Annotated in this window: 21 protein-coding genes; 9 read left to right on the plus strand and 12 right to left on the minus strand. The window is 67.6% G+C overall.

Annotation, left to right across the window (positions count from 1 at the left end; translation table 11 throughout):
* The 3 genes from OPU70_RS07515 to OPU70_RS07525 are packed head-to-tail and all read right to left on the minus strand — an operon-like array spanning window position 1 to window position 2,820.
* Window positions 1–1,665: an ABC-F family ATP-binding cassette domain-containing protein gene (locus OPU70_RS07515; protein WP_498557448.1), complete on the minus strand. Its 1,665-nt coding sequence runs from the start codon at window positions 1,663–1,665 to the stop codon at window positions 1–3.
* Window positions 1,666–1,714: 49 nt separating this feature from the next.
* A complete protein-coding gene (locus OPU70_RS07520; protein ID WP_498557449.1) occupies window positions 1,715–2,251 on the minus strand; it encodes an isochorismatase family protein in 537 nt (178 codons plus the stop codon).
* A gap of 5 nt (window positions 2,252–2,256) precedes the next feature.
* Window positions 2,257–2,820, minus strand: coding sequence for an alpha/beta fold hydrolase (locus OPU70_RS07525; protein ID WP_309687074.1), 564 nt, complete (start codon window positions 2,818–2,820; stop codon window positions 2,257–2,259).
* Window positions 2,821–3,068: 248 nt separating this feature from the next.
* On the opposite strand from OPU70_RS07525, the gene OPU70_RS07530 reads away from it, so the two are divergent.
* Window positions 3,069–4,175 (plus strand): N(5)-(carboxyethyl)ornithine synthase, encoded by a 1,107-nt coding sequence (locus OPU70_RS07530; protein WP_309694259.1) that lies wholly within the window; start codon window positions 3,069–3,071, stop codon window positions 4,173–4,175.
* A gap of 138 nt (window positions 4,176–4,313) precedes the next feature.
* On the opposite strand, the gene OPU70_RS07535 is transcribed toward OPU70_RS07530, so the two are convergent.
* Window positions 4,314–4,469, minus strand: coding sequence for a hypothetical protein (locus OPU70_RS07535; RefSeq protein WP_498557450.1), 156 nt, complete (start codon window positions 4,467–4,469; stop codon window positions 4,314–4,316).
* Window positions 4,470–4,509: 40 nt separating this feature from the next.
* On the minus strand, window positions 4,510–6,276 hold the full coding sequence (locus tag OPU70_RS07540) for a GNAT family N-acetyltransferase (RefSeq protein WP_498557451.1): 1,767 nt from the start codon (window positions 6,274–6,276) through the stop codon (window positions 4,510–4,512).
* Between the two features lie 84 nt (window positions 6,277–6,360).
* On the opposite strand from OPU70_RS07540, the gene OPU70_RS07545 reads away from it, so the two are divergent.
* Together OPU70_RS07545 and OPU70_RS07550 are read left to right on the plus strand one after the other, a co-directional pair.
* A complete protein-coding gene (locus OPU70_RS07545; RefSeq protein ID WP_498557452.1) occupies window positions 6,361–7,140 on the plus strand; it encodes an alpha/beta fold hydrolase in 780 nt (259 codons plus the stop codon).
* A 76-nt stretch (window positions 7,141–7,216) separates the two neighbouring features.
* The gene (locus tag OPU70_RS07550) at window positions 7,217–7,507 is read left to right on the plus strand and encodes a hypothetical protein (protein WP_498557453.1); all 291 of its coding nucleotides are present in this window, start codon (window positions 7,217–7,219) and stop codon (window positions 7,505–7,507) included.
* A 63-nt stretch (window positions 7,508–7,570) separates the two neighbouring features.
* On the opposite strand, the gene ychF is transcribed toward OPU70_RS07550, so the two are convergent.
* Together ychF and OPU70_RS07560 are read right to left on the minus strand one after the other, a co-directional pair.
* Window positions 7,571–8,644 carry a redox-regulated ATPase YchF gene (gene ychF / locus OPU70_RS07555; protein ID WP_042542040.1) on the minus strand — a complete coding sequence of 358 codons (1,074 nt, stop codon included), beginning with the start codon at window positions 8,642–8,644 and terminating at the stop codon, window positions 7,571–7,573.
* Window positions 8,645–8,693: 49 nt separating this feature from the next.
* Window positions 8,694–9,443, minus strand: coding sequence for a class I SAM-dependent methyltransferase (locus OPU70_RS07560; protein ID WP_311879468.1), 750 nt, complete (start codon window positions 9,441–9,443; stop codon window positions 8,694–8,696).
* A gap of 59 nt (window positions 9,444–9,502) precedes the next feature.
* Between OPU70_RS07560 and OPU70_RS07565 the strand changes: the two genes are divergently transcribed.
* On the plus strand, window positions 9,503–10,096 hold the full coding sequence (locus OPU70_RS07565; RefSeq protein WP_042542042.1) for an exonuclease domain-containing protein: 594 nt from the start codon (window positions 9,503–9,505) through the stop codon (window positions 10,094–10,096).
* Window positions 10,097–10,140: 44 nt separating this feature from the next.
* On the plus strand, window positions 10,141–11,493 hold the full coding sequence (locus OPU70_RS07570) for a DNA recombination protein RmuC (protein WP_311879916.1): 1,353 nt from the start codon (window positions 10,141–10,143) through the stop codon (window positions 11,491–11,493).
* A 2-nt stretch (window positions 11,494–11,495) separates the two neighbouring features.
* Here the strand turns inward: OPU70_RS07570 and OPU70_RS07575 are convergent, their stop codons facing one another.
* Window positions 11,496–11,792 carry a hypothetical protein gene (locus tag OPU70_RS07575; protein ID WP_042542043.1) on the minus strand — a complete coding sequence of 99 codons (297 nt, stop codon included), beginning with the start codon at window positions 11,790–11,792 and terminating at the stop codon, window positions 11,496–11,498.
* Window positions 11,793–11,949: 157 nt separating this feature from the next.
* Complete coding sequence (gene glpX, locus OPU70_RS07580) at window positions 11,950–12,936, minus strand: class II fructose-bisphosphatase (RefSeq protein WP_042542044.1); 987 nt, start codon at window positions 12,934–12,936, stop codon at window positions 11,950–11,952.
* Between the two features lie 182 nt (window positions 12,937–13,118).
* On the opposite strand from glpX, the gene fbaA reads away from it, so the two are divergent.
* Window positions 13,119–14,147, plus strand: a complete 1,029-nt coding sequence (fbaA, locus tag OPU70_RS07585) for a class II fructose-bisphosphate aldolase (protein WP_042542045.1) — start codon at window positions 13,119–13,121, stop codon at window positions 14,145–14,147.
* 60 nt (window positions 14,148–14,207) lie between these two features.
* Here the strand turns inward: fbaA and OPU70_RS07590 are convergent, their stop codons facing one another.
* The 3 genes from OPU70_RS07590 to OPU70_RS07600 all read right to left on the minus strand — a co-directional run bounded on the left by OPU70_RS07590 (window position 14,208) and on the right by OPU70_RS07600 (window position 16,904).
* The gene (locus OPU70_RS07590) at window positions 14,208–14,747 is read right to left on the minus strand and encodes a DUF6264 family protein (protein WP_475436383.1); all 540 of its coding nucleotides are present in this window, start codon (window positions 14,745–14,747) and stop codon (window positions 14,208–14,210) included.
* Between the two features lie 284 nt (window positions 14,748–15,031).
* Entirely contained in the window at window positions 15,032–15,832 is an 801-nt protein-coding gene (locus OPU70_RS07595; RefSeq protein WP_498557454.1) for an IclR family transcriptional regulator, read from the minus strand.
* The gene (locus tag OPU70_RS07600) at window positions 15,825–16,904 is read right to left on the minus strand and encodes a 4-hydroxy-3-methylbut-2-enyl diphosphate reductase (protein WP_197066103.1); all 1,080 of its coding nucleotides are present in this window, start codon (window positions 16,902–16,904) and stop codon (window positions 15,825–15,827) included. Before OPU70_RS07600 ends, OPU70_RS07595 begins: the two co-directional genes overlap by 8 nt.
* 54 nt (window positions 16,905–16,958) lie before the next feature.
* Between OPU70_RS07600 and xseA the strand changes: the two genes are divergently transcribed.
* Genes xseA through OPU70_RS07615 form a run of 3 tightly spaced genes read left to right on the plus strand, consistent with a single transcriptional unit; the run spans window position 16,959 to window position 19,157 of the window.
* Complete coding sequence (xseA, locus tag OPU70_RS07605; RefSeq protein ID WP_309687036.1) at window positions 16,959–18,251, plus strand: exodeoxyribonuclease VII large subunit; 1,293 nt, start codon at window positions 16,959–16,961, stop codon at window positions 18,249–18,251.
* 31 nt (window positions 18,252–18,282) lie between these two features.
* Complete coding sequence (locus OPU70_RS07610; protein ID WP_042542048.1) at window positions 18,283–18,522, plus strand: exodeoxyribonuclease VII small subunit; 240 nt, start codon at window positions 18,283–18,285, stop codon at window positions 18,520–18,522.
* Complete coding sequence (locus OPU70_RS07615) at window positions 18,519–19,157, plus strand: DUF4245 family protein (protein ID WP_079112505.1); 639 nt, start codon at window positions 18,519–18,521, stop codon at window positions 19,155–19,157. Before OPU70_RS07610 ends, OPU70_RS07615 begins: the two co-directional genes overlap by 4 nt.

A 19,157-nucleotide genomic window follows, 5' to 3' on the forward strand; every position in this document is an offset into this window, starting at 1 on the left:
TCAGACCTCGCTCACCTGGCCGTTCTCGACGCTCCATCGACGGTTCGTCTGCACGGCCTCCAGCATCCGCCGGTCGTGCGTCACGAGCAGCAGCGTGCCCGCGTACGACTCGAGCGCCTGCTCGAGCTGCTCGATGGCCGGCAGATCGAGGTGGTTCGTGGGTTCGTCGAGCACCAGCAGGTTGACTCCGCGCGCCTGCAGCAGCGCCAGCGCCGCCCGGGTGCGCTCGCCCGGAGACAGGGCGCCGACGGGGCGGGTGACGTGGTCGGCTCTGAGGCCGAATTTGGCCAGCAGGGTGCGCACCTCCGCCGATGTCAGCTCGGGAACGAGAGCCTCGAACGCGTCCGCGAGCGCCGCGTCACCGGTGAGCAAGGATCGGGCCTGATCGATCTCGCCGATCTGCACGCTGCTCCCGAGACTCGCCGTCCCCTCGACCGGCTCCTGCCGCCCGAGAAGAGCTCGCAGCAGCGTCGACTTGCCGGCACCGTTCGGGCCGGTGATGCCGATGCGGTCGCCGGCATCGATCTGCAGCGAAAGCGGCCCCATGGTGAAGGTCCCCTGCCGGAACACCGCACCGCTGAGCGTGGACACCACACTGCTCGATCGAGGCGCCGAACCGATCGTGAACTCCAGCTGCCACTCCTTGCGGGGCTCCTCGACCTCATCGAGGCGCGCGATCCGGCTCTCCATCTGACGCACCTTCTGCGCCTGCTTCTCGCTCGACTCGGCTGACGCCTTGCGCTTGATCTTGTCGTTGTCCGGCGACTTCCTCATCGCGTTGCGCACACCCTGGCTCGACCACTCGCGCTGGGTGCGGGCACGCGAGACGAGGTCGGCCTTCTTGTCGGCGAACTCGTCGTACTTCTCCCGCAGGTGCCGGCGCACGACGGCTCGTTCTTCGATGAAGGCGTCGTAGCCGCCGCCGTAGAGGCGATTCGATCCCTGTGCGAGATCGAGCTCGAGCACACGAGTCACGCTGCGCGCCAGGAACTCGCGGTCGTGGCTGACGAGCACGACACCGCCACGGAGTCCGCGGACGAACGACTCGAGTCGATCGAGCCCATCGAGGTCGAGATCGTTGGTCGGCTCGTCGAGGAACACGATGTCGAAGCGCGACAGCAGCAACGCCGCGAGCCCGACGCGAGCAGCCTGACCACCCGAGAGCCCCGTCATGAGCGCATCAGCCGCGACACCGCTGCCGCTCGGGAGCCCGAGGTCGGCGAGCACGGCAGGGATGCGTTCGTCGAGATCGGCCGCCCCGCTTGCGAGCCACCGGTCGAGCGCCTGAGAGTAGGTGTCGGCCGGGTCTGTGCCCGCCGGCGCGAGCGTCGGGTCTCCGAGCGCCGCCGCAGCCGCATCCATATCTCGCGTCGCCGCCGCGCACCCGGTGCGGCGCGCGATGTACTCCGCGACCGTCTCACCTTCCACTCGCTCGTGCTCCTGTGGAAGCCACCCGACGAACGCGTCAGTGGGTGCGAGCGAGATCGCCCCTCCCATCGGCGCGTCCACGCCGGCGAGAAGGCGGAGAAGCGTCGATTTACCCGCTCCGTTCGCCCCGACGACGCCGATCACTTCGCCAGGAGCGACCGTCAGATCGAGCCCCTCGAAGAGGATGCGGTGGCCGTAGCCGCCTGCCAGGTTCTGGGCGACGAGGGTGGCGGTCATCAGACCATCATCTCAGGCGGCGAGGGAATCTCAGACTCGGATCGGGTCGTCAGAGAACGACCTGATCGTGCGTCGCGATCCCGAACTCCTGCTCCGGATACCGCAGTCCTGAGAAGTACATGTTGGTGTGTGCGACGATCTGCTCGCCCGAGATCGGCACGCCGTCCCATGCGGTGTCGACCGTGGTGTGCGCGTCGCTCACGAGCGTGACGTCGTACCCCTCGGCTGCTGCGCGCTGTGTGGTGGTGCGCACGCAGAAGTCGGACTGCGCTCCGGTGATCACCAGACGCGTCGCACCCAGCTCGTCGAGCGTCGCGCGCAGGGTCGTGTCGGCGAACGAGTCCCGGTAGTCCTTGCGCACGAGGGCCTCGCCCTCGGCGCGATGCAGTGGAGCCGCCAGCTCCCATTCAGGCGTGCCCACGCCGACGGGGTCGTGATGCACCCAGACGACGGGCACTCCGGCTGCGCGAGCTCTGTCGACCAGGGCTGCGGCGCGGGAGAGCACGCCCTGTTCGTCGAAGCACCCGGGTGTCACTCCGGCCTGCAGATCGATCGCGAGGACGACGGTGCGGCCAGATGCTGCCATCGGAGTCAGTCCCAGTCCAGGTATTCCTCGATGATCACGCCGGTCTCGATCGGGTGGTGCATCGGGAACAGGTGGTCGCCCGCGATCGTCTTGATGCTCGACCGGTCAGGGATCGTCGCCTGCAGTGCTTCTGCGTTCGCTGCGGGGGTGTCGGTGTCTTCGGTTCCCTGCACGATGAGCACGGGGATCGCCGGTGCGACCGCGATGTCGACGTCCTCGACACCGAGCAGCAGCAGGCCGTTGGCCCGGTCGCTGTGCGCTGACACCAGCGCACGTGCGATCGTGCCGCCGAAGCCGTGACCGCCGACCCAGGTGTCTTCGATGCCCACGTGATCGATCACGGCGATGGCGTCCTCGACGCGCTCGTCGAGCGTCGCCTCGGACTCCGACCGGTGCCCGATCCGCAGTACGTGGAAGCCCGCCTCCTCGGCGAGGTAGTGCGCGGCGACGCCCAGAACGTCGGCGGCGAGCCCCTGCTCCTGGATCAGAACCAGCTTCACGGGGCCGTCTCCCTCGTCCACGAAGGGGATGGCGCGGCCCTCTGGCTCGAAGATCTGGGTATCGGTCATGGGCGCGCGGCTCCTCGTTCGAGTGTCAGGGATCGACATCAAGCGTAGCCCGAGCAGGATGCGAAGATCGGCCCCGCGCGACGCCCCGCTGCCCAGGGGCATAGAGTCAGGGCAGGAGCTGACCCTGGTTCCCCGAAGATGGGAACCCGTTGTCCGACACGACACGCTCGTCCGCAGTTCGCACGTCACCCTCGACTTCGACCGCGACCCAGGGGCTTCTGACCCTCGGTGTGCTGGCGAACTCCTCGATGGAGAACGAGCGACGCCTCCCCATCCATCCCCGCCATCTCGACCGCATCGACGCAGATATTCGTGCTCGCATGATCGTCGAGCGCGGCTACGGCACCGATTTCCAGCTCGAGCCCGGCTACGTCGAAACCCGCGTGGGACGCGTCGCCGATCGCGCCGAGGTGCTCGCCTCCGCCGACGTCCTGCTGCTGCCCAAACCGCAGCTCGCAGACGTCGCCGAGCTCGCCGAGGGGCGGATCCTCTGGGGCTGGCCGCACTGCGTGCAGGATGCGGCCCTCACGCAGACCGCGATCGACAGCCGCCTCACACTGATCGCGTTCGAGGCCATGAACCACTGGACCTCACAGGGCGACATGAGTCTGCACGTCTTCCACAAGAACAACGAGCTGGCCGGTTACTGCTCGGTCATCCATGCTCTGAGCCTCGTCGGTTCGACCGGCGACTACGGGCCGCGACTTCGCGCCGTGGTCATCGGTTTCGGCGCGACGGCACGAGGCGCAGTGACCGCGCTGAACGCGCACGGAGTCCACGACATCGAAGTCCTCACGCAGCGCGGGGCAGCGGCGGTGGGCTCCCCCATCCACAACTCTCATCTCACCCAGCTCAACACCGACGACGGGCCCACACACCTCAGCACAGTCGAGACGGAGGACGGCCCCGTGCTCCTCCCCGATTTCCTGGCGACGTACGACATCGTCGTCAACTGCACCCTGCAGGACGTCGCAGCGCCGTTGACGTATCTGCGAACCGAGGACCTCGACCGATTCGCATCGGGCAGCCTGATCATCGACGTCTCCTGCGACGAGGGCATGGGCTTCGAATGGGCCATCCCGACGTCGTTCGAGGAGCCGATGTTCACGGTGGGTCAGGGCGTGAACTACTACGCCGTCGATCACAGCCCGTCATACCTGTGGAATTCCGCCACGTGGGACATCAGCGAAGCGCTGCTGCCCTTCCTCCGCACCGTGCTCTCGGGTCCCGAGGCATGGGCTGAGAACTCGACGCTCACACGCGCGATCGAGATCCGCCAGGGAGTGATCCAGAACCCCAGCATCCTGAGCTTCCAGGGCCGAGACGCCACCTACCCGCACCCACTCGTCGCGTAGCGAGGGTCCGAGCTTCGCAGACGGCGACGGCAGCCACCGTCACCGGGTCCGAGGCGAGATCAAGACCGTGAGCGTGGCCTTGCGCGACCACGCGTGCCAGGCACGCGCCACGGCCTCACCCCAGCCTCAGACGCCTTCTCACTCGGAGTGATCGCTGCGGTCTTCGAGGTCGGGTTCCGTCCGCAGCACATCGGCGATCTCCTCCTCCGGTCGCGGCGCGACGGTCTCGTCGAGTTCGAATTCCGGGACTGACGGCTCGTCCGGGGCGGGTATGTGCGCGTTGTGGTCAGACACGGCGAAGTCCTTCGGTCGGCAACACGGCTAGCGTACGCCGCTAGATGTGCCGTTTCAGCCCGACGTGGGCAGTCTGATATCCGAGTCGGGTATAGAAGGCGCGAGTCCGATCCCGTGCTTCGTCTGTGGTCACCTGCGCCAGTCGCGCGCCCCGCGCGCGACCGAATTCGTGTGCCCACTCGAGCATCGCCGTGCCCAAGCCCCGTGACCGCTCCCCCGGCGCAACCCGCAGTCCCTCGATCTGCAATCGGGTCGAACCACCGCGCGAGAGGCCGGGGATGACGGTGAGTTGCATCGTGGCGACCATGTGGTCGGCACTGTCGCGGACAACCCCCAGATAGTGGGAACTGTCGCGAGCGACCGCGCTGAAGGCGGCTTCATATCGCTCGAGCTCGACGCTCTCACGGTCCGAGCCGAATTGATCATCGAGCAGCAGCGCAGCGATGGCCTCGATGTCATCGCGGCTCGCACGCTCGAGCCGGAAGGTCCGGTCGGCGACCTGCAGTCGCCCACGGACAGAGGACCGCGCGTCCGCCTGCAGTCTGGCCACAAACAGGTCGAGCCACCCGCCGACGTTGGCGCGAGCCTCAGCGGTATCGGGATAGCGGCATCGCAGGTGCAGGCCCGACTCATCGAGGATGAACCACAGCATGACGCCGTCGGTGTCGGTCGCCGCGCTGACATACTGGGCGTCGAGCGCGACGGAGTCGATTCGCACCGGCAGCCTGCGCAGATCCAGCCATGAGATCGCGAACATCCCAGGCGCTACGGGCATGCCACCCCACGGAGCGAGTACGTCGGCGAGCGGCCACGCACCGAGTTGCACCGCCTCTTTCACCGCGGCCGCCGCCGCGCGCGGCTCGGCGACGTCCGACTCCAGGACGGAGTTGGTGATGAACCAGCCGACCGAGTCATGCCACGTGTCCTCGAAGCGGCTGTGCACGGGAAACACGGCTCGAAGCGGGGTGCCCGCCAACTCGCGCGTCACCGCGGTCATCGCGACCACCGCGCGTGCGAGGGTCGAGACGCCGTCGTCACGCGCCTGCACGGCAAAGGCTGCCGCGTCGTCGACGTCGAACACATCGCGCACTTCCACGCGCTCACGATGCGGCTCGGGCGTGCCGAGCGGCAACGGGAACTGCGGCATCACACCGCCGCTGTCCTCGATGATGGCTTTCCATCGCTGACGAACGTGGTCTGGCGCAGCATCCCGATCGAGCAATGCTTGCGTGTGTTCGACGAACGCCGGCGCCGCCTCCGGCATCGGTTTCGCGCCTGCCCTCTCGGCATCGAGGGCAGACAGCAGGTCGCGCGCGATCACCAGCATCGACCACATGTCGACGTGCGCGTGGTCCGCCGCGATCACGACCGTGAGCCCCGCAGCGGTCTCCAACACGCACAGGCGATGCGAAGGATGCTGGTACGGCGAACATGCCGCGTCGAGGATGTCCCGCAAGGCATCGTTGACAGCCTGGCCGGGGGCCACCTGATGCTCGACCCAGCTTCCGGGGCCGATCTCGATCTCGTGAAGCACGGGATCGCCGTCAGCACCGGGCGCGAATGCCGATCGCAGCGTGCCGTGGCGAGCGACGACAGCCAGCCAGGCATCGGCGATCGACTCGCGTCGAGTCGCTGCAGGCAGCCGGAAGGACAATGCCATCCACGAGCCCGATCGGTCGCCTGCTCCGACGTGGAGTCGCTGATCGAATGACACGGGGATGCGTCGCCCGAGCCCAGACGCGCTCACGTCGTACCCCCAGAGCCGTCCGAACGGGAGGCGGAGGTGCGTGACGTTGGTCAGTCGCATGGGCAGTACCTTAGCGGCCCCAGATAACCTGAAAACTCCACGACTGCCCGAGCCGACGCGGTGAGTCCCCGATCGAGGAGCCCGATGCCCACTTTCGAGGTGCCCGGAGCCGAGCTGGCTGTGTCCTTGAGCGATGAAGGCGGACACCCGGTGGTCCAGCTGCACGGTCTCACGTCGAGCCGTGCCCGCGATCGAGTGCTCAATCTCGATCTGGGTCGAGGGCTCAGCGGAACACGACTGCTGCGATACGACGCACGCGGCCATGGCAGGTCGACGGGGCGAAAGGTCCCGGAGGACTACCGCTGGCACAACCTCGCCGAGGATCTTCTGCGATTGCTCGATGACTGGTTCCCGGGCGAACGCGTCCATGGAGTCGGCCCCTCCATGGGCGCCGCGACGCTCTTGCACGCCGCGTCGCTCGAGCCTGACCGCTTCACCGGGCTCACGCTCATGGTGCCGCCCACCGCGTGGGACACCAGACCCGATCAGGCCGCGAACTACCGAGCAGCGGCTGCGCTCATCGAGTCTGACGGTGTGGAAGCGTTCCACGCCGCCACGCGGGGATCAGTTCCGCCCCCGGCCACCGTCGGCGCCCCGGAGACATGGCCCGACGTCGCCGACGCTCTGTTGCCGTCGTTGCTGCGCGGCGCGGCCCTCAGCGACCTTCCTGCCCCTGAGGCCGTCGCGCAGATCGATGTGCCGACGACGATCTTGGCGTGGGTCGATGATCCAGGCCACCCGTTGTCGACCGCCGAATCCCTCGCCGCACTGCTCCCGAATGCAACTCTTGCGGTCGCTCGCACCCCGGGAGATGTCGAAGCGTGGCCCGAGGTCTTGCGTCAGGACGTCGAGCGTCGCGGCTAGACCGACTGTTCGCGCCGAGTGATACCTTCATGCGGTGAGGCCAGAGTTCCGGGATACCGCAAACGCGGCTTTCGTCGTGACCATCGTCGTGGACATGCCGATCACCAAGCTCCATGCGCTGGACGTCATCGCTTTCGCGTCGGACAGTGCCATCAGAGACGCACGCACCGCGTCCCCTCGGGTACCGCTTTCGCCCGACGCCTGGGCGGAGGTGCAGATACCACGCTTCGCCGATCCGCCGCCGATCGCCGTCGACGTCTGCTCCGATGCGAGCTTCGACGTCGCGCGCGCTGCCGCCGACCGCCTTGCGGAGGCATTGGTGCGGGTCGGCTGGACCGCGCGCGCTCTGCGTGGCGACGAGATCTGATTCGCGACCCGCGGCGTCGTGCGAGCCGCCCTCAATCTCCTCAGCGCTCGGGCCGGACCCCGCTCAGTTGTTGAAGCGGAACTCCACCACGTCGCCGTCCTGCATGACGTAGTCCTTGCCCTCGAGGCGGGCCTTGCCCTTGGATCGGGCTTCGACGACGGAGCCGGTCTCGACGAGGTCGTCGAACGAGACGATCTCGGCCTTGATGAAGCCCTTCTCGAAGTCGGTGTGGATGACGCCGGCAGCCTGCGGCGCCTTGGATCCCTTGGGGATCGTCCACGCGCGAGCCTCTTTGGGGCCAGCGGTGAGGTAGGTCTGCAGACCGAGGGTGTCGAAGCCGATGCGGGCGAGCTGGTCGAGACCGGACTCGTCCTGGCCGGTCGACGCGAGCAGCTCTGCGGCATCCTCGGGGTCGAGGTCGATCAGCTCGGACTCGATCTTCGCGTCGAGGAAGATCGCCTTCGCCGGAGCGACCAAAGCGGCGAGCTCCGCCTTGCGCGCATCGTTCGTGAGCACGCCCTCGTCGACGTTGAAGACGAAGATGACCGGCTTGGCCGTGAGAAGCCCGAGCTCGCGGATCGGGGTCAGATCGATGCCGGCGACAGACAGCAGCACACCGCGCTCGAGGGCGTCCTTGGCCGCGTGGGCGGTCTCGAGGACGACGGGCTCGATCTTCTTGCCGCGCACCTCCTTCTCGTACCGCGTGATCGCCTTGTCGACGGTCTCGAGGTCGGCGAGCATGAGCTCGGCGTTGATGGTCTCCATGTCGGATGCCGGGTTGACCGCGCCGTCGACGTGCACGACATCGTCATCTGCGAAACCGCGCACGACCTGAGCGATCGCATCGGCCTCGCGGATGTTCGCGAGGAACTTGTTGCCGAGCCCCTCGCCCTCGCTGGCACCGCGCACGATACCGGCGATGTCGACGAACGACACCGCTGCGGGCAGGATGCGCTCGCTGCCGAAGATCTCGGCGAGCTTGTCGAGACGCGGATCGGGAAGATTCACCACCCCGACGTTCGGCTCGATCGTCGCGAACGGGTAGTTCGCCGCGAGCACGTCGTTCTTGGTGAGAGCGTTGAAAAGGGTGGACTTGCCGACATTGGGCAGGCCGACGATTCCGATAGTGAGAGCCACGGGGGTCGAGTCTACCTGGCGCAGATGCGCAGCCCCTCCGGGATGCCGGTCAGGCGCGCACGGCGCGGAACGCGTGCGTCACGTAGGGGAGGTCGATCGTCGAGTCGCCCTCGAGCCCCAGCTCGTCGAACAGGTCGTCCATCTGTCGCGTGATCTCCGCGCGCTCGTCGGCGGGAGCGGTGATGAGGTAGCTGCGTGAGAGCGCCATCTGGTGCAACTTCGTCCTGCTCATCGCGCGCGTCCACTCCCACTGCTGCTTCTCGACGTGCGTGAAGGGCGCCTCGATGCGCGGACCATCGGACCCGGGGCCGTTGACCATGTTCTCGGCCGGGCTGCTGTGCATGATGTCCGTCAGGCGACGAACCCACTCCACGCGCTCGTCGCGGATGTTCCAGATCAACCCGAGGACTCCCCCGGTGCGGACGACTCGTCCGAGCTCGGCAGACGCGGCTGCCGGCTGCACCCAGTGCCACGCCTGACCGAGCACGACGGCGTCGAGGCTCGCGTCGGGCAACGGCATCCGCTCGGCGGTCCCCTGGAACGTGGGAACACCGGGAACGCTCAGACGCAGGGTCTCGAGCATGGTGGCGTCCGGGTCGACGGCCACGACCTCGGCGTCCGGCGCCTGAGCGAGCACGCGAGTGAGCTTGCCCGTTCCCGCGCCGACATCGGCGATGCGACGAGAACCGTGCGGCATCGGGTCGAGCATCCACGCGACCGCTTCGAAGGGATAGTCGGGTCTCCCGGCCTCGTAGTTCGCGGCTTCGGCGCCGAAGGATGTCGCTCGCTCGGTACTCATGTCGCCAGCCTACGGCGAGTCATCCGGGAGCGTCTCGGATGCCGGGAGAGAGTGGGGATGTGCCACTGGACTTCACCGCTATCGACTTCGAGACGGCGAATTCCAGCCCCGCCTCCGCCTGCTCCGTCGGCCTCGTGCGTGTGCGCGATGGCCGGATCGTCGCGACGGCCGGATGGCTGATCCGCCCGCCCGCCGGGCACGACGAGTTCCAGGAGTGGAACACGAAGATCCACGGCATCCGGGCGCACGATGTGCGGGACGCCGCGAGCTGGGCGGATCAGTTCGACCGCCTGTGCGCCTTCGCAGGTGCAGATGTGCTCGTGGCGCACAACGCGGGCTTCGACCTCAATGTGCTCCGCCGCGCGTCAGAGGCCACGGGTGGCGATTGCCCGCCGTATCGCTCGCTGTGCAGCCTGCAGGTGGCGCGCAAGACCTACGAGCTCGAGTCGTACCGTCTTCCGAAGGCAGCCGAGGCCGCCGGTTTCACCGGATTCTCGCACCATGACGCGCTCGCTGACGCGCTCGCCTGCGCGCACATCATCATCGATGCCGCCCGCCGGCACGGCGCGTCCGACGTCTTCTCCCTGGCCGATGCGCTCGCGCTGCGTGTGACCGATCCGGTCATCGCCACTCCGGAGCGCGCGGTCGCCTGAGTCGCACCGGACGAATGTCCGTGGCCGAGCGCATCATGGAGCACATGGATGCTCTCACGCTCGTTCTCCTCCTGGCCGCGCTCGTGGCCGGCGTCGCAGTGGGCTGGTTCCTCCACGGCTCGCGCGGTGCGGCGGATCTCGCCCGCATCGAGGCGGAACTCGCCGCCGCCCGAGACGATCGCGACCGGCAGTACGACCTGTATCGGGATGCCGTCGAGCACGCGCGACTCGAGCAGCGCGCCGAGGCGCAGCGTGTGCAGCAGCAGAATGCGGTGCTCACGGCGCTCGCCCCCGTTCGCGAGAGCCTGCAGCAGATGCAGCAGAAGGTCTCGGCCATCGAGCAGGAGAGGCATGCGCAGTTCGGTTCCCTCGCGGAGCAGCTCAGGCGCGCGCAGGAGTCCGACGAGGCGCTGCGATCGACCACCGAATCGCTCGCCGGGGCGCTGCGGTCGACAGCCACGCGCGGCGTCTGGGGCGAGACCCAGCTGCGCCGCGTCGTCGAGGCCGCAGGGCTGATCCGTCACGTCGACTTCGACCTGCAGTCGACGATCTCGTCAGACCGCGGCCAGGGCCGCCCCGACATGGTGATCCGCCTGGCCGGCGGCACGTCGATCGCGGTCGACGCGAAGGTGCCGCTCGACGCCTATCTCGAGGCCTCGGCGCTGCCGATCGGCGACGCGCACGAGGCCCAGCGACGCGCGCACATGCAGAAGCATGTGAAGGCGGTGCGCGCCCACATCGACGCACTCGCGAAGAAGGCCTACTGGTCGGGTCTCGACGCGAGCCCCGAGTTCGTCATCTGCTTCCTCCCGAGCGAGTCGCTCCTCGCGGCGGCCATCGACGAAGACCCGACGCTGCTGGACTACGCCTTCAGCAAGCGGGTGGCGCTCGCATCGCCCGTGAACCTGTGGGCGGTGCTCAAGACCGTCGCCTACAGCTGGACGCAGCAGGAAGTGTCGACCGAAGCACGAGCGCTGTTGAACCTGGGAACGCAGCTGTACGACCGGCTCGGTGTGCTCGCCGGTCATGCCGATGATCTTCGCCGCGCGCTCGAGCGCACGGTCGACAGCTACAACAGGTTCGCCGGCTCGCTCGAGAGCCGAGTGCTCGTGACAGCTCGGCAGTTCCCCGGCATCAGCTCGTCGACACTCGACTCGGTCGCACCCGCGGTCACCGCGCAGACCCGACGCTTCACCGCGCCTGAGCTCATGATCGACTCGGAGAAGGAACTCGACTCGAACGTCGGCATCCGCAACGCCGAGGGCGAGGCATCCGAGGAGCCGGGTTCACCGATTCAGGCCGACGTCGGAGACGTCCGCTCTCGTCTCGGCAACGGAGAGTCGGTGCAGACGGGCTCGGCCTTCGGAGCGATCGACCCCGAAGAGCCCCGGAACTGAGGTCAGGCGACGCCCGGCACGCCGCTGAGAAGAAGGATGACGAGACCGCTGGTCACGACGAAAGCGCCGATCATCCACCAGGAGCTGACTTCGTGCCCCTCATCGAGGCGCTTTCGGAACAGCACGTCAGCGCGACGAGCGGGGTCTGCGACAGCGGTCTTGACCACAGGCGGCGCCGGAGTCCCCGTCGGAAGAGGCACACCGGCCTCATCGACATTGATCCGCATGATGCGACCGGTGGGCGTCGTCACGATCTTGGTCGGCGCGGCCTTGGAACCATTCGTGTGCTGCGTTGTCATCGGTCTGCCCTCCTGTGCCTGCGGTGCCTGGCGGCTCCGTCGACGGCGACAAATCCAGTGACAATTGTGACACGGACGCGCGAGAAACCTCGGCTCGGCGCTGCGCACGGCGGTACCGGGTCGGTAACGATGACCGGTTCCGCTCAGATCTCAGAGATCAGAGCCACTTCGAGACGAGGTGCTCCGAGGCGATCCTCCGAAGGGTTCCCGACGCGCCGCGCAGCACGACGCTCTCGGTGTAGATGTACCCGTGCTCACGGCGGACGCCGGCCACGAGCTGCCCATCCGTGACACCCGTGGCAACGAAGATCGTGTTGTCTCCGCGCACCAGGTCGTTGGCTTCATAGACCTTGTCCATGTCGAGTCCGGCATCGATGCCGCGCTGGCGCTCGTCGTCGTCGCGAGGCCAGAGTCTCCCCTGGATGTGCCCGCCGAGCGCCTTGATGGCACACGCCGTCACGATTCCCTCAGGGCTGCCTCCGACGCCCACGCACATGTCGGTGCGCGCGGCGTGCCTGGCCGCGTTGATGCCACCGGCGACGTCACCGTCGCTCATCAGTCGCGTACCGGCCCCGGCATCCCGGATCTCCTGAATCAGCTGCTCATGACGCGGGCGGTTCAGCACCGATACGACGATCTCGTCCACCGGCTTTCCGAGGGCCCCCGCGAGCTTGCGGATGTTCTCACCGATCGGAAGACGGATGTCGACCACTCCGACGCCGGCGGGTCCCGTGACGAGCTTGTCCATGTAGAACACGGACGACGCGTCGAGCATCGAGCCCCGGTCGGAGACGGCGATGACGGAGAGCGCGTTCTGGCGCCCCGCGGCTGTCAGCGACGTGCCATCGATCGGGTCGACCGCGATGTCGCACTCGGGGCCAGTGCCTGTGCCGACCTCCTCGCCGTTGAAGAGCATCGGCGCGTTGTCCTTCTCACCCTCGCCGATCACTACACGACCCTGGAAGGCCACGGTTCCGAGGAACGCACGCATGGCATCGACGGCTGCGCCGTCGGCCGCTTCCTTCGCGCCACGACCGATGAAGGGGACGGCACGGATGGCGGCTGCCTCAGTGGCCCGCACCAGCTCCATCGCGAGATTTCGATCGGGACGAAGGGGGCTCAGATCCGCTGTAAGACTAACCATGCGGTCAGCCTAACCATCGGGCGGGCGCGAAACGCCTGTTTTCGGTCAGGCGGCGACGAAGGAAGTGCGATTCTTAACGTGGGCGCAGGAGGAGGAAGTCGGCCGGTCCGCTCCGACAGCATCCGACAGTCAGCCCCGATAGAGTGACTGCTGTCCCGGCTTCCCAAATCGCAGGAGTTCTCATGCCCGTCGCCACCCCGGATCAGTACGCCGAAATGCTCGACCGCGCGAAGGCCGGCGGCTTCGCGTACCCGGCTTTCAACGTCTCCAGCTCGCAGACGATCAACTCGGTCCTCCAGGGCCTGACCGAGGCAGGTTCCGACGGAATCATCCAGGTCACCACCGGTGGAGCGGACTACTTCGCCGGCCACACGGTCAAGGCACGCGCGACCGGCGCACTCGCCTTCGCCCGCTTCGCGACCGAGGTCGCGAAGAACTACCCGATCACCGTCGCGCTCCACACGGACCACTGCCCGAAGGATGCCCTCGCCGGCTTCGTCGAGCCGCTGATCTCCGCCTCTGAAGAAGAGGTCAAGGCCGGACGCAACCCGATCTTCCAGTCGCACATGTGGGACGGCTCGGCTGTCCCCCTGGCGGAGAACATCGAGATCGCCAAGGATCTCCTCCCCCGCATGAAGAACATCAACGCGATCCTCGAGGTCGAGATCGGCGTCGTCGGCGGCGAGGAAGACGGTGTCGCGCACGAGGGCTCCAACGACGCGCTCTACACGACCTTCGCGGACGTCGACCAGGCCGTGCAGGCTCTCGGCCTCGGCGAGCAGGGTCGCTACATCGCCGCTCTCACCTTCGGCAACGTCCACGGTGTGTACAAGCCCGGCGGAGTGAAGCTGCGCCCCGAGCTCCTCGGCGAGATCCAGCAGCAGGTCGCCGCGAAGTACAACACCGGCCCGAAGCCGCTCGACCTCGTCTTCCACGGCGGCTCGGGCTCGACCGACGACGAGATCGCCCTCGCGGTAGCCAACGGCGTCATCAAGATGAACATCGACACCGACACGCAGTACGCGTACACCCGTGCGATCGCGGACTACATGTTCAAGAACTACGACGGCGTCCTGAAGGTCGACGGCGAGGTCGGCAACAAGAAGCAGTACGACCCGCGCGCCTGGGGCAAGATCGCTGAGACGGCCATGGCCGCTCGCGTGGTCGAGTCCACGCGCCAGCTCGGCTCGTACGGACAGTCGAAGAGCTGATCAGTCCCGAATGACAGATGCCCCCGGCCGATCGGCCGGGGGCATCTGTCGTTCAGACGGTCACTGACCGGCTGTCTTGGCGACGAAGTCGATGAAGGCGGGATCGTTCATCAGCGGGATCGAGGCGCAGACGGACGCCACGAGCAGAGTGATCGCCGCGCCGGCGAGCGGCACCCACCACGAGCGCTTGCCGGTGCGAAGGCGACGGATGGAGAAGAACGCGGTCAGCGACCAGCCGACCGCCAGGACGATCGCCGCGATCGTGCCCCAGGTTCTCCCCTGCGCGAAGTTCGTGAACTCTCCGTCCACACCGAGCACGCTCATCATCTGATTCATCGCCGTGGAGAAGTCGAGGTACGACAGGCCCGTCATGACGACGTTCACCAGACCGTAGGCGAGCAGGGCGATCGTGACGAATCGGTCGACCGGACGCGGACGCGCGGGGGCCGAACCGGTCGGGGCGCTGCCAGTCTGAGCGGGCCGGCTCGAGGGTGCACCGACCTCGGCGGTCGGAACCTCGCCCAGCGGAGGCAGCCCGGCTGCCCTGCGCTGCTCGTCGAGGGTCGCGATTTCGCCGTACTGGGGCCGCTGGTCCGTCATCCCAGCATGCTAGTCCGATCGACTAGGAGGTGTTCCCAGGGAGCGTCTGAACCGCCCGCACATGATGGCGGCCCCGGAGGAGTGGGGACTCCTCGGGGCCGCGGACTCGGAACGCTGGGGACGTTCGTCATCCAAGTGGATCGAGGAACGCTGGGGACGTTCCACCACCAGTAGCGCCGATTGCACAGACGACTACTTCTCACATGTTATGGAAAGCGTGTGCCCGAGCACCAGTGGCACTTCTTCAGATAGTGAAGAGACGCAGGCGCTGTAAGCGGCGAGCGTCAGAACGACGTCGCGAGACGGGAGGCACTGCCGCCCAGCGCTTCTGCACCCAGCTGGAGCGACAACCGCCGTGCCACCAGTCGGAGCTTCTCGACGAGGCCGCGATCGAGCCGCGGATGGCCCACCGGAAGCGAGACGGCGAGCGACGCCCTGATGTTCGGAGCGGTCACCGGAACGGCGACACAGGCATTTCCGATCGCGTACTCCTCACAGTCCACGGCGAATCCGCGGGAACGCTCGAGCGCCGTCAGCAGAGCCTGTGGGTCCCGTATCGTGCGGGGCGTGAGCTGCTCCAGCGGGTGGCGCGAGAGATAGTCCATCCGCTCATCGCGACTCAGGTCCGCGAGGATCTGCTTGCCGAGCGCTGTCGCGTGCGCGCTCGAGTCGAGACTGACCGACAGGTCGATCCGCGGGCTGCGAGCAGCATCCACGATGTCGACGAGGTGCAGCTCGCCATTCTCGTAGCGGGAGAGGTAGGCGGTGGCGCCCACCTCTTCGGTCGCGCGGCGCAGCGCCGCGCGGACATGGGCGAAGAACACGCCGCCCGCATCGGACCGCGACCGGAATACGGGAAAGTTCTCGCCGAGGACCAGACCGTCGGGCTCGCTCACGAGATACCCCTCATGCACCAGCGTTCGCACGAGGTTGTACGTCGTCCCGGGGGTGAGACCCGTTCGCGCCGCGAGACTCTTGACCGGCACGGGTCGTGGCGAGTTCGCCACGATGTCGACCAGCCGGAGCGCACGCTGAACCGAGCCGATCAGCGTCGGTGCCGCCTCCGTGGCGCCACTGTCACGCATTCCCACCGGAGGAACGACCTCCCAGCGCACGCGCATCGCGCTGGCCCGCAGCATCCTGCCGCAGTTCCTTCGGCAGCGAGAACATCAGGTCCTCTTCCGCCGTCTTGACCTCTTCGACGTCACGGTACCCGGCTCCTTCGAGCGCCTCGAGCACCTCGTGCACGAGAACCTCCGGAACGGAAGCGCCGCTGGTGACGCCCACCGTGGCGACGCCGTCGAGCCACTCCTGCTTGACCTCTTCGGCGTAGTCCACGCGATACGCGGCCTTCGCGCCGTACTCGAGTGCGACCTCGACCAGGCGCACCGAGTTCGACGAGTTCGACGAACCGACGACGATCACGAGGTCGGCGTTCGCCGCGACCTTCTTGATGGCGACCTGACGGTTCTGCGTCGCGTAGCAGATGTCATCGGACGGCGGATTGTGCATCTCGGGGAACCGCGCACGCAGGCGATTCACCGTCTCCATGGTCTCGTCGACCGAGAGCGTGGTCTGCGAGAGCCAGACGACCTTCGAGGGATCCTTCACCTGCACGGTGTCGGCTTCGGCCGGCGAGTTCACGATGGTCACATGCTCGGGGGCTTCACCCGCAGTGCCTTCGACCTCTTCGTGGCCCTCGTGGCCGATGAGCAGGATCTCGAAGTCGTCGCGGGCGAAGCGGACGGCCTCGCGGTGCACCTTCGTGACCAGAGGGCAGGTCGCGTCGATCGCATGGAGTCCGCGGTCGGATGCCGCCTCGACGACGGCAGGTGAGACGCCGTGCGCGCTGAAGACGACGTGCGCACCCTCGGGAACCTCGTCGACCTCCTCGACGAAGATCGCACCCTTGTCCTCGAGCTCGGTCACCACGTGGATGTTGTGCACGATCTGCTTGCGCACGTAGACAGGGGCGCCATAGCGCTCGAGCGCCTTCTCGACGGCGACCACGGCGCGGTCGACCCCGGCGCAGTATCCGCGCGGAGCGGCGAGCAGAACGCGCTTGTTCCCGACGACCGGGTTATCCTGAAGCCGCCCGGCCGCCCCACGTACTCGTGGAACGCGCGGAAGGGGCAGATGAACGGCAGTCGAGGTCACTCTTGAATTCTACCGTCGACAACCTGAGCAGGAGCGGGAAGGTGCACTGAGCGGATGACGGTCTTCGAAGCCTCGACGGGATCCGGCGAGACTCCCCCGGCGGATGCGGTCGCTCCGCGCGACTCATCGGCCGATGCTCCGACATCGGTCGCCCGCCTCAACGCCACGATCCGCGACTTCGTGGCCCGGTGGAACACCGTGTGGGTGGAGGGCGAGATCACCTCCTGGAACGTCCGCGGCGGCAACATCTTCGCCCGCCTCAAGGACACCCGCTCCGACGCGCAGATCTCGATCCGGATCTGGTCGAGTGTGCGCCCGCGGATCCCCGGCGACCTGGCAGTGGGTGATCATGTCGTGGCCGCGGTCAAGGCCGACTACTTCGTGAAGGCCGGCGACTTCAGCTTCGCCGTCTCCGCGATGAAGCACGTCGGTCTCGGCGACCAGCTCGAGAAGCTCGAGAAGCTCCGTCTGCAGCTGCGCCAGGAGGGACTGTTCGATCCGGCACGCAAGAAGCGCCTGCCCTTCCTCCCGCACGTGATCGGTCTGATCACCGGCGAGAAGTCCGATGCCGAGAAGGACGTGCACCGCAATGCGGAGCTCCGCTGGCCGCAGGTGCGGTTCCGCACCGAGTACGCCGCCGTGCAGGGCGACCGGTGCGTGCCGGAGACGCTCGCGGCGCTGGCGCGTCTCGACGCCGACCCCGATGTCGACGTCATCGTCATCGCCCGGGGCGGTGGCGACCCGCAGACGCTTCTCGGATTCAGCGACGAGCGTCTCGTGAGGGCCGTGGCGGCAGCATCCACGCCGATCGTCAGCGCGATCGGCCACGAGAACGATCACCCGCTGCTCGACGACGTCGCCGATCTGCGCGCCTCGACTCCCACGGATGCCGCGAAGCGCGTCGTCCCCGACGTGAGCGAGCAGCGGGCGTTGATCGCGCAGCTGCGCTCGAGAGCGACGACGAGGCTCACGCAGCGGCTCTCGCACGACATCGCGCAGCTGGAGCAGTTGCGCTCGCGCCCCTCTCTGCGCTCTCCCGACCCGATCATCGAGTCGCGTTCCCAAGACGTGTGGCTGCTGCTCTCGCGCGGCCGCGACACGATCAGGCGCCAACACGATGCGGCCGGTCGCGCGACCAGCGAACTTCGGGCCTCGCTGAGGGCGCTCTCTCCTGCAGCCACGCTGTCGCGCGGCTACGCGATCGCCCACCTCGACGGCGGAGTGATCCTCCGAGACGCCGCGGACGCGCCGGCAGGCAGCGGCCTGACGATCACCGTCGACCGCGGCTCGATCGCGGCGCGCTCCGAAGGCGAGATCGAGGAAGCACCGGTGCCTCGTTCCGGCTGAGGGTGTCGTGCGCACCGCGTAGGATGGAGGCGTGAGTGCGCTGAATGACACCCCCGTGGACACCCTGTCATTCGAGGCCGCTCGCGATGAGCTCGTGAAGGTCGTCTCCGAACTCGAACAGGGCGCTCCGACGCTCGAACAGTCGCTTGCACTCTGGGAGCGCGGCGAGGCGCTCGCTGCTCGCTGCGAAGAGTGGCTGCTCGGAGCGAAGCGCCGCCTCGAGGCCGCGCGCGCCACGTCGACCGGCACCGCCGAGGGAGACGAATCGTGAACAAGCCGGCTCCCATCGTCGCCGAGCTCGGGCGTCCGGAGACTCCCGAGGAGACCGCCGCACGCAAGGCCGCCTCGAGCAAGGCCTACCGCTCGAGTCAGACCGTGCGCAGTCTGGTCGCCGCGCTGATCGTCACCCTCGCCATCGTCGCGGTGATCGTGCTGGCCGTTCCGCGCGGAGAGCCTGCGACCACGCAGAAGATCGACGTGGTCGGCATCGCCGCCGACGTGGAATCCACCATGGATCGCCCGGTGATCGTGCCCGATCTGGCGGACTTCTGGCGGGTCAACACCGCCGAGCTCACGAGCGCCGCCACCGTGGTCTGGGACGTCACCCTGGCGCCGTCCGCCGAGGACGAGCGCGGATTCATCAAGCTCGCGCAGGCCTTCGACGCCGACTCCTCATGGGCGCCTCAGCGTCTCAACGGCACCGCGCCCACCGACACGACGTCGATCGGCGGCCTGGAATGGGATGTCTACGACCTCGGCGATGCCGGCGCGAAGCAGAACATCACCTACGCCATCGGCACCCAGGCGGGTGACGACTACCTGCTGCTCTACGGCTCGCGTTCCGCCGATTCCACCGCGGAACTCGCCGAGTCTCTCGTCCCCCAGATCCGCGACCTCTCGGAGTGA

The sequence above is a fragment of the Microbacterium sp. SWDP-B6 genome (genome assembly GCF_059803615.1).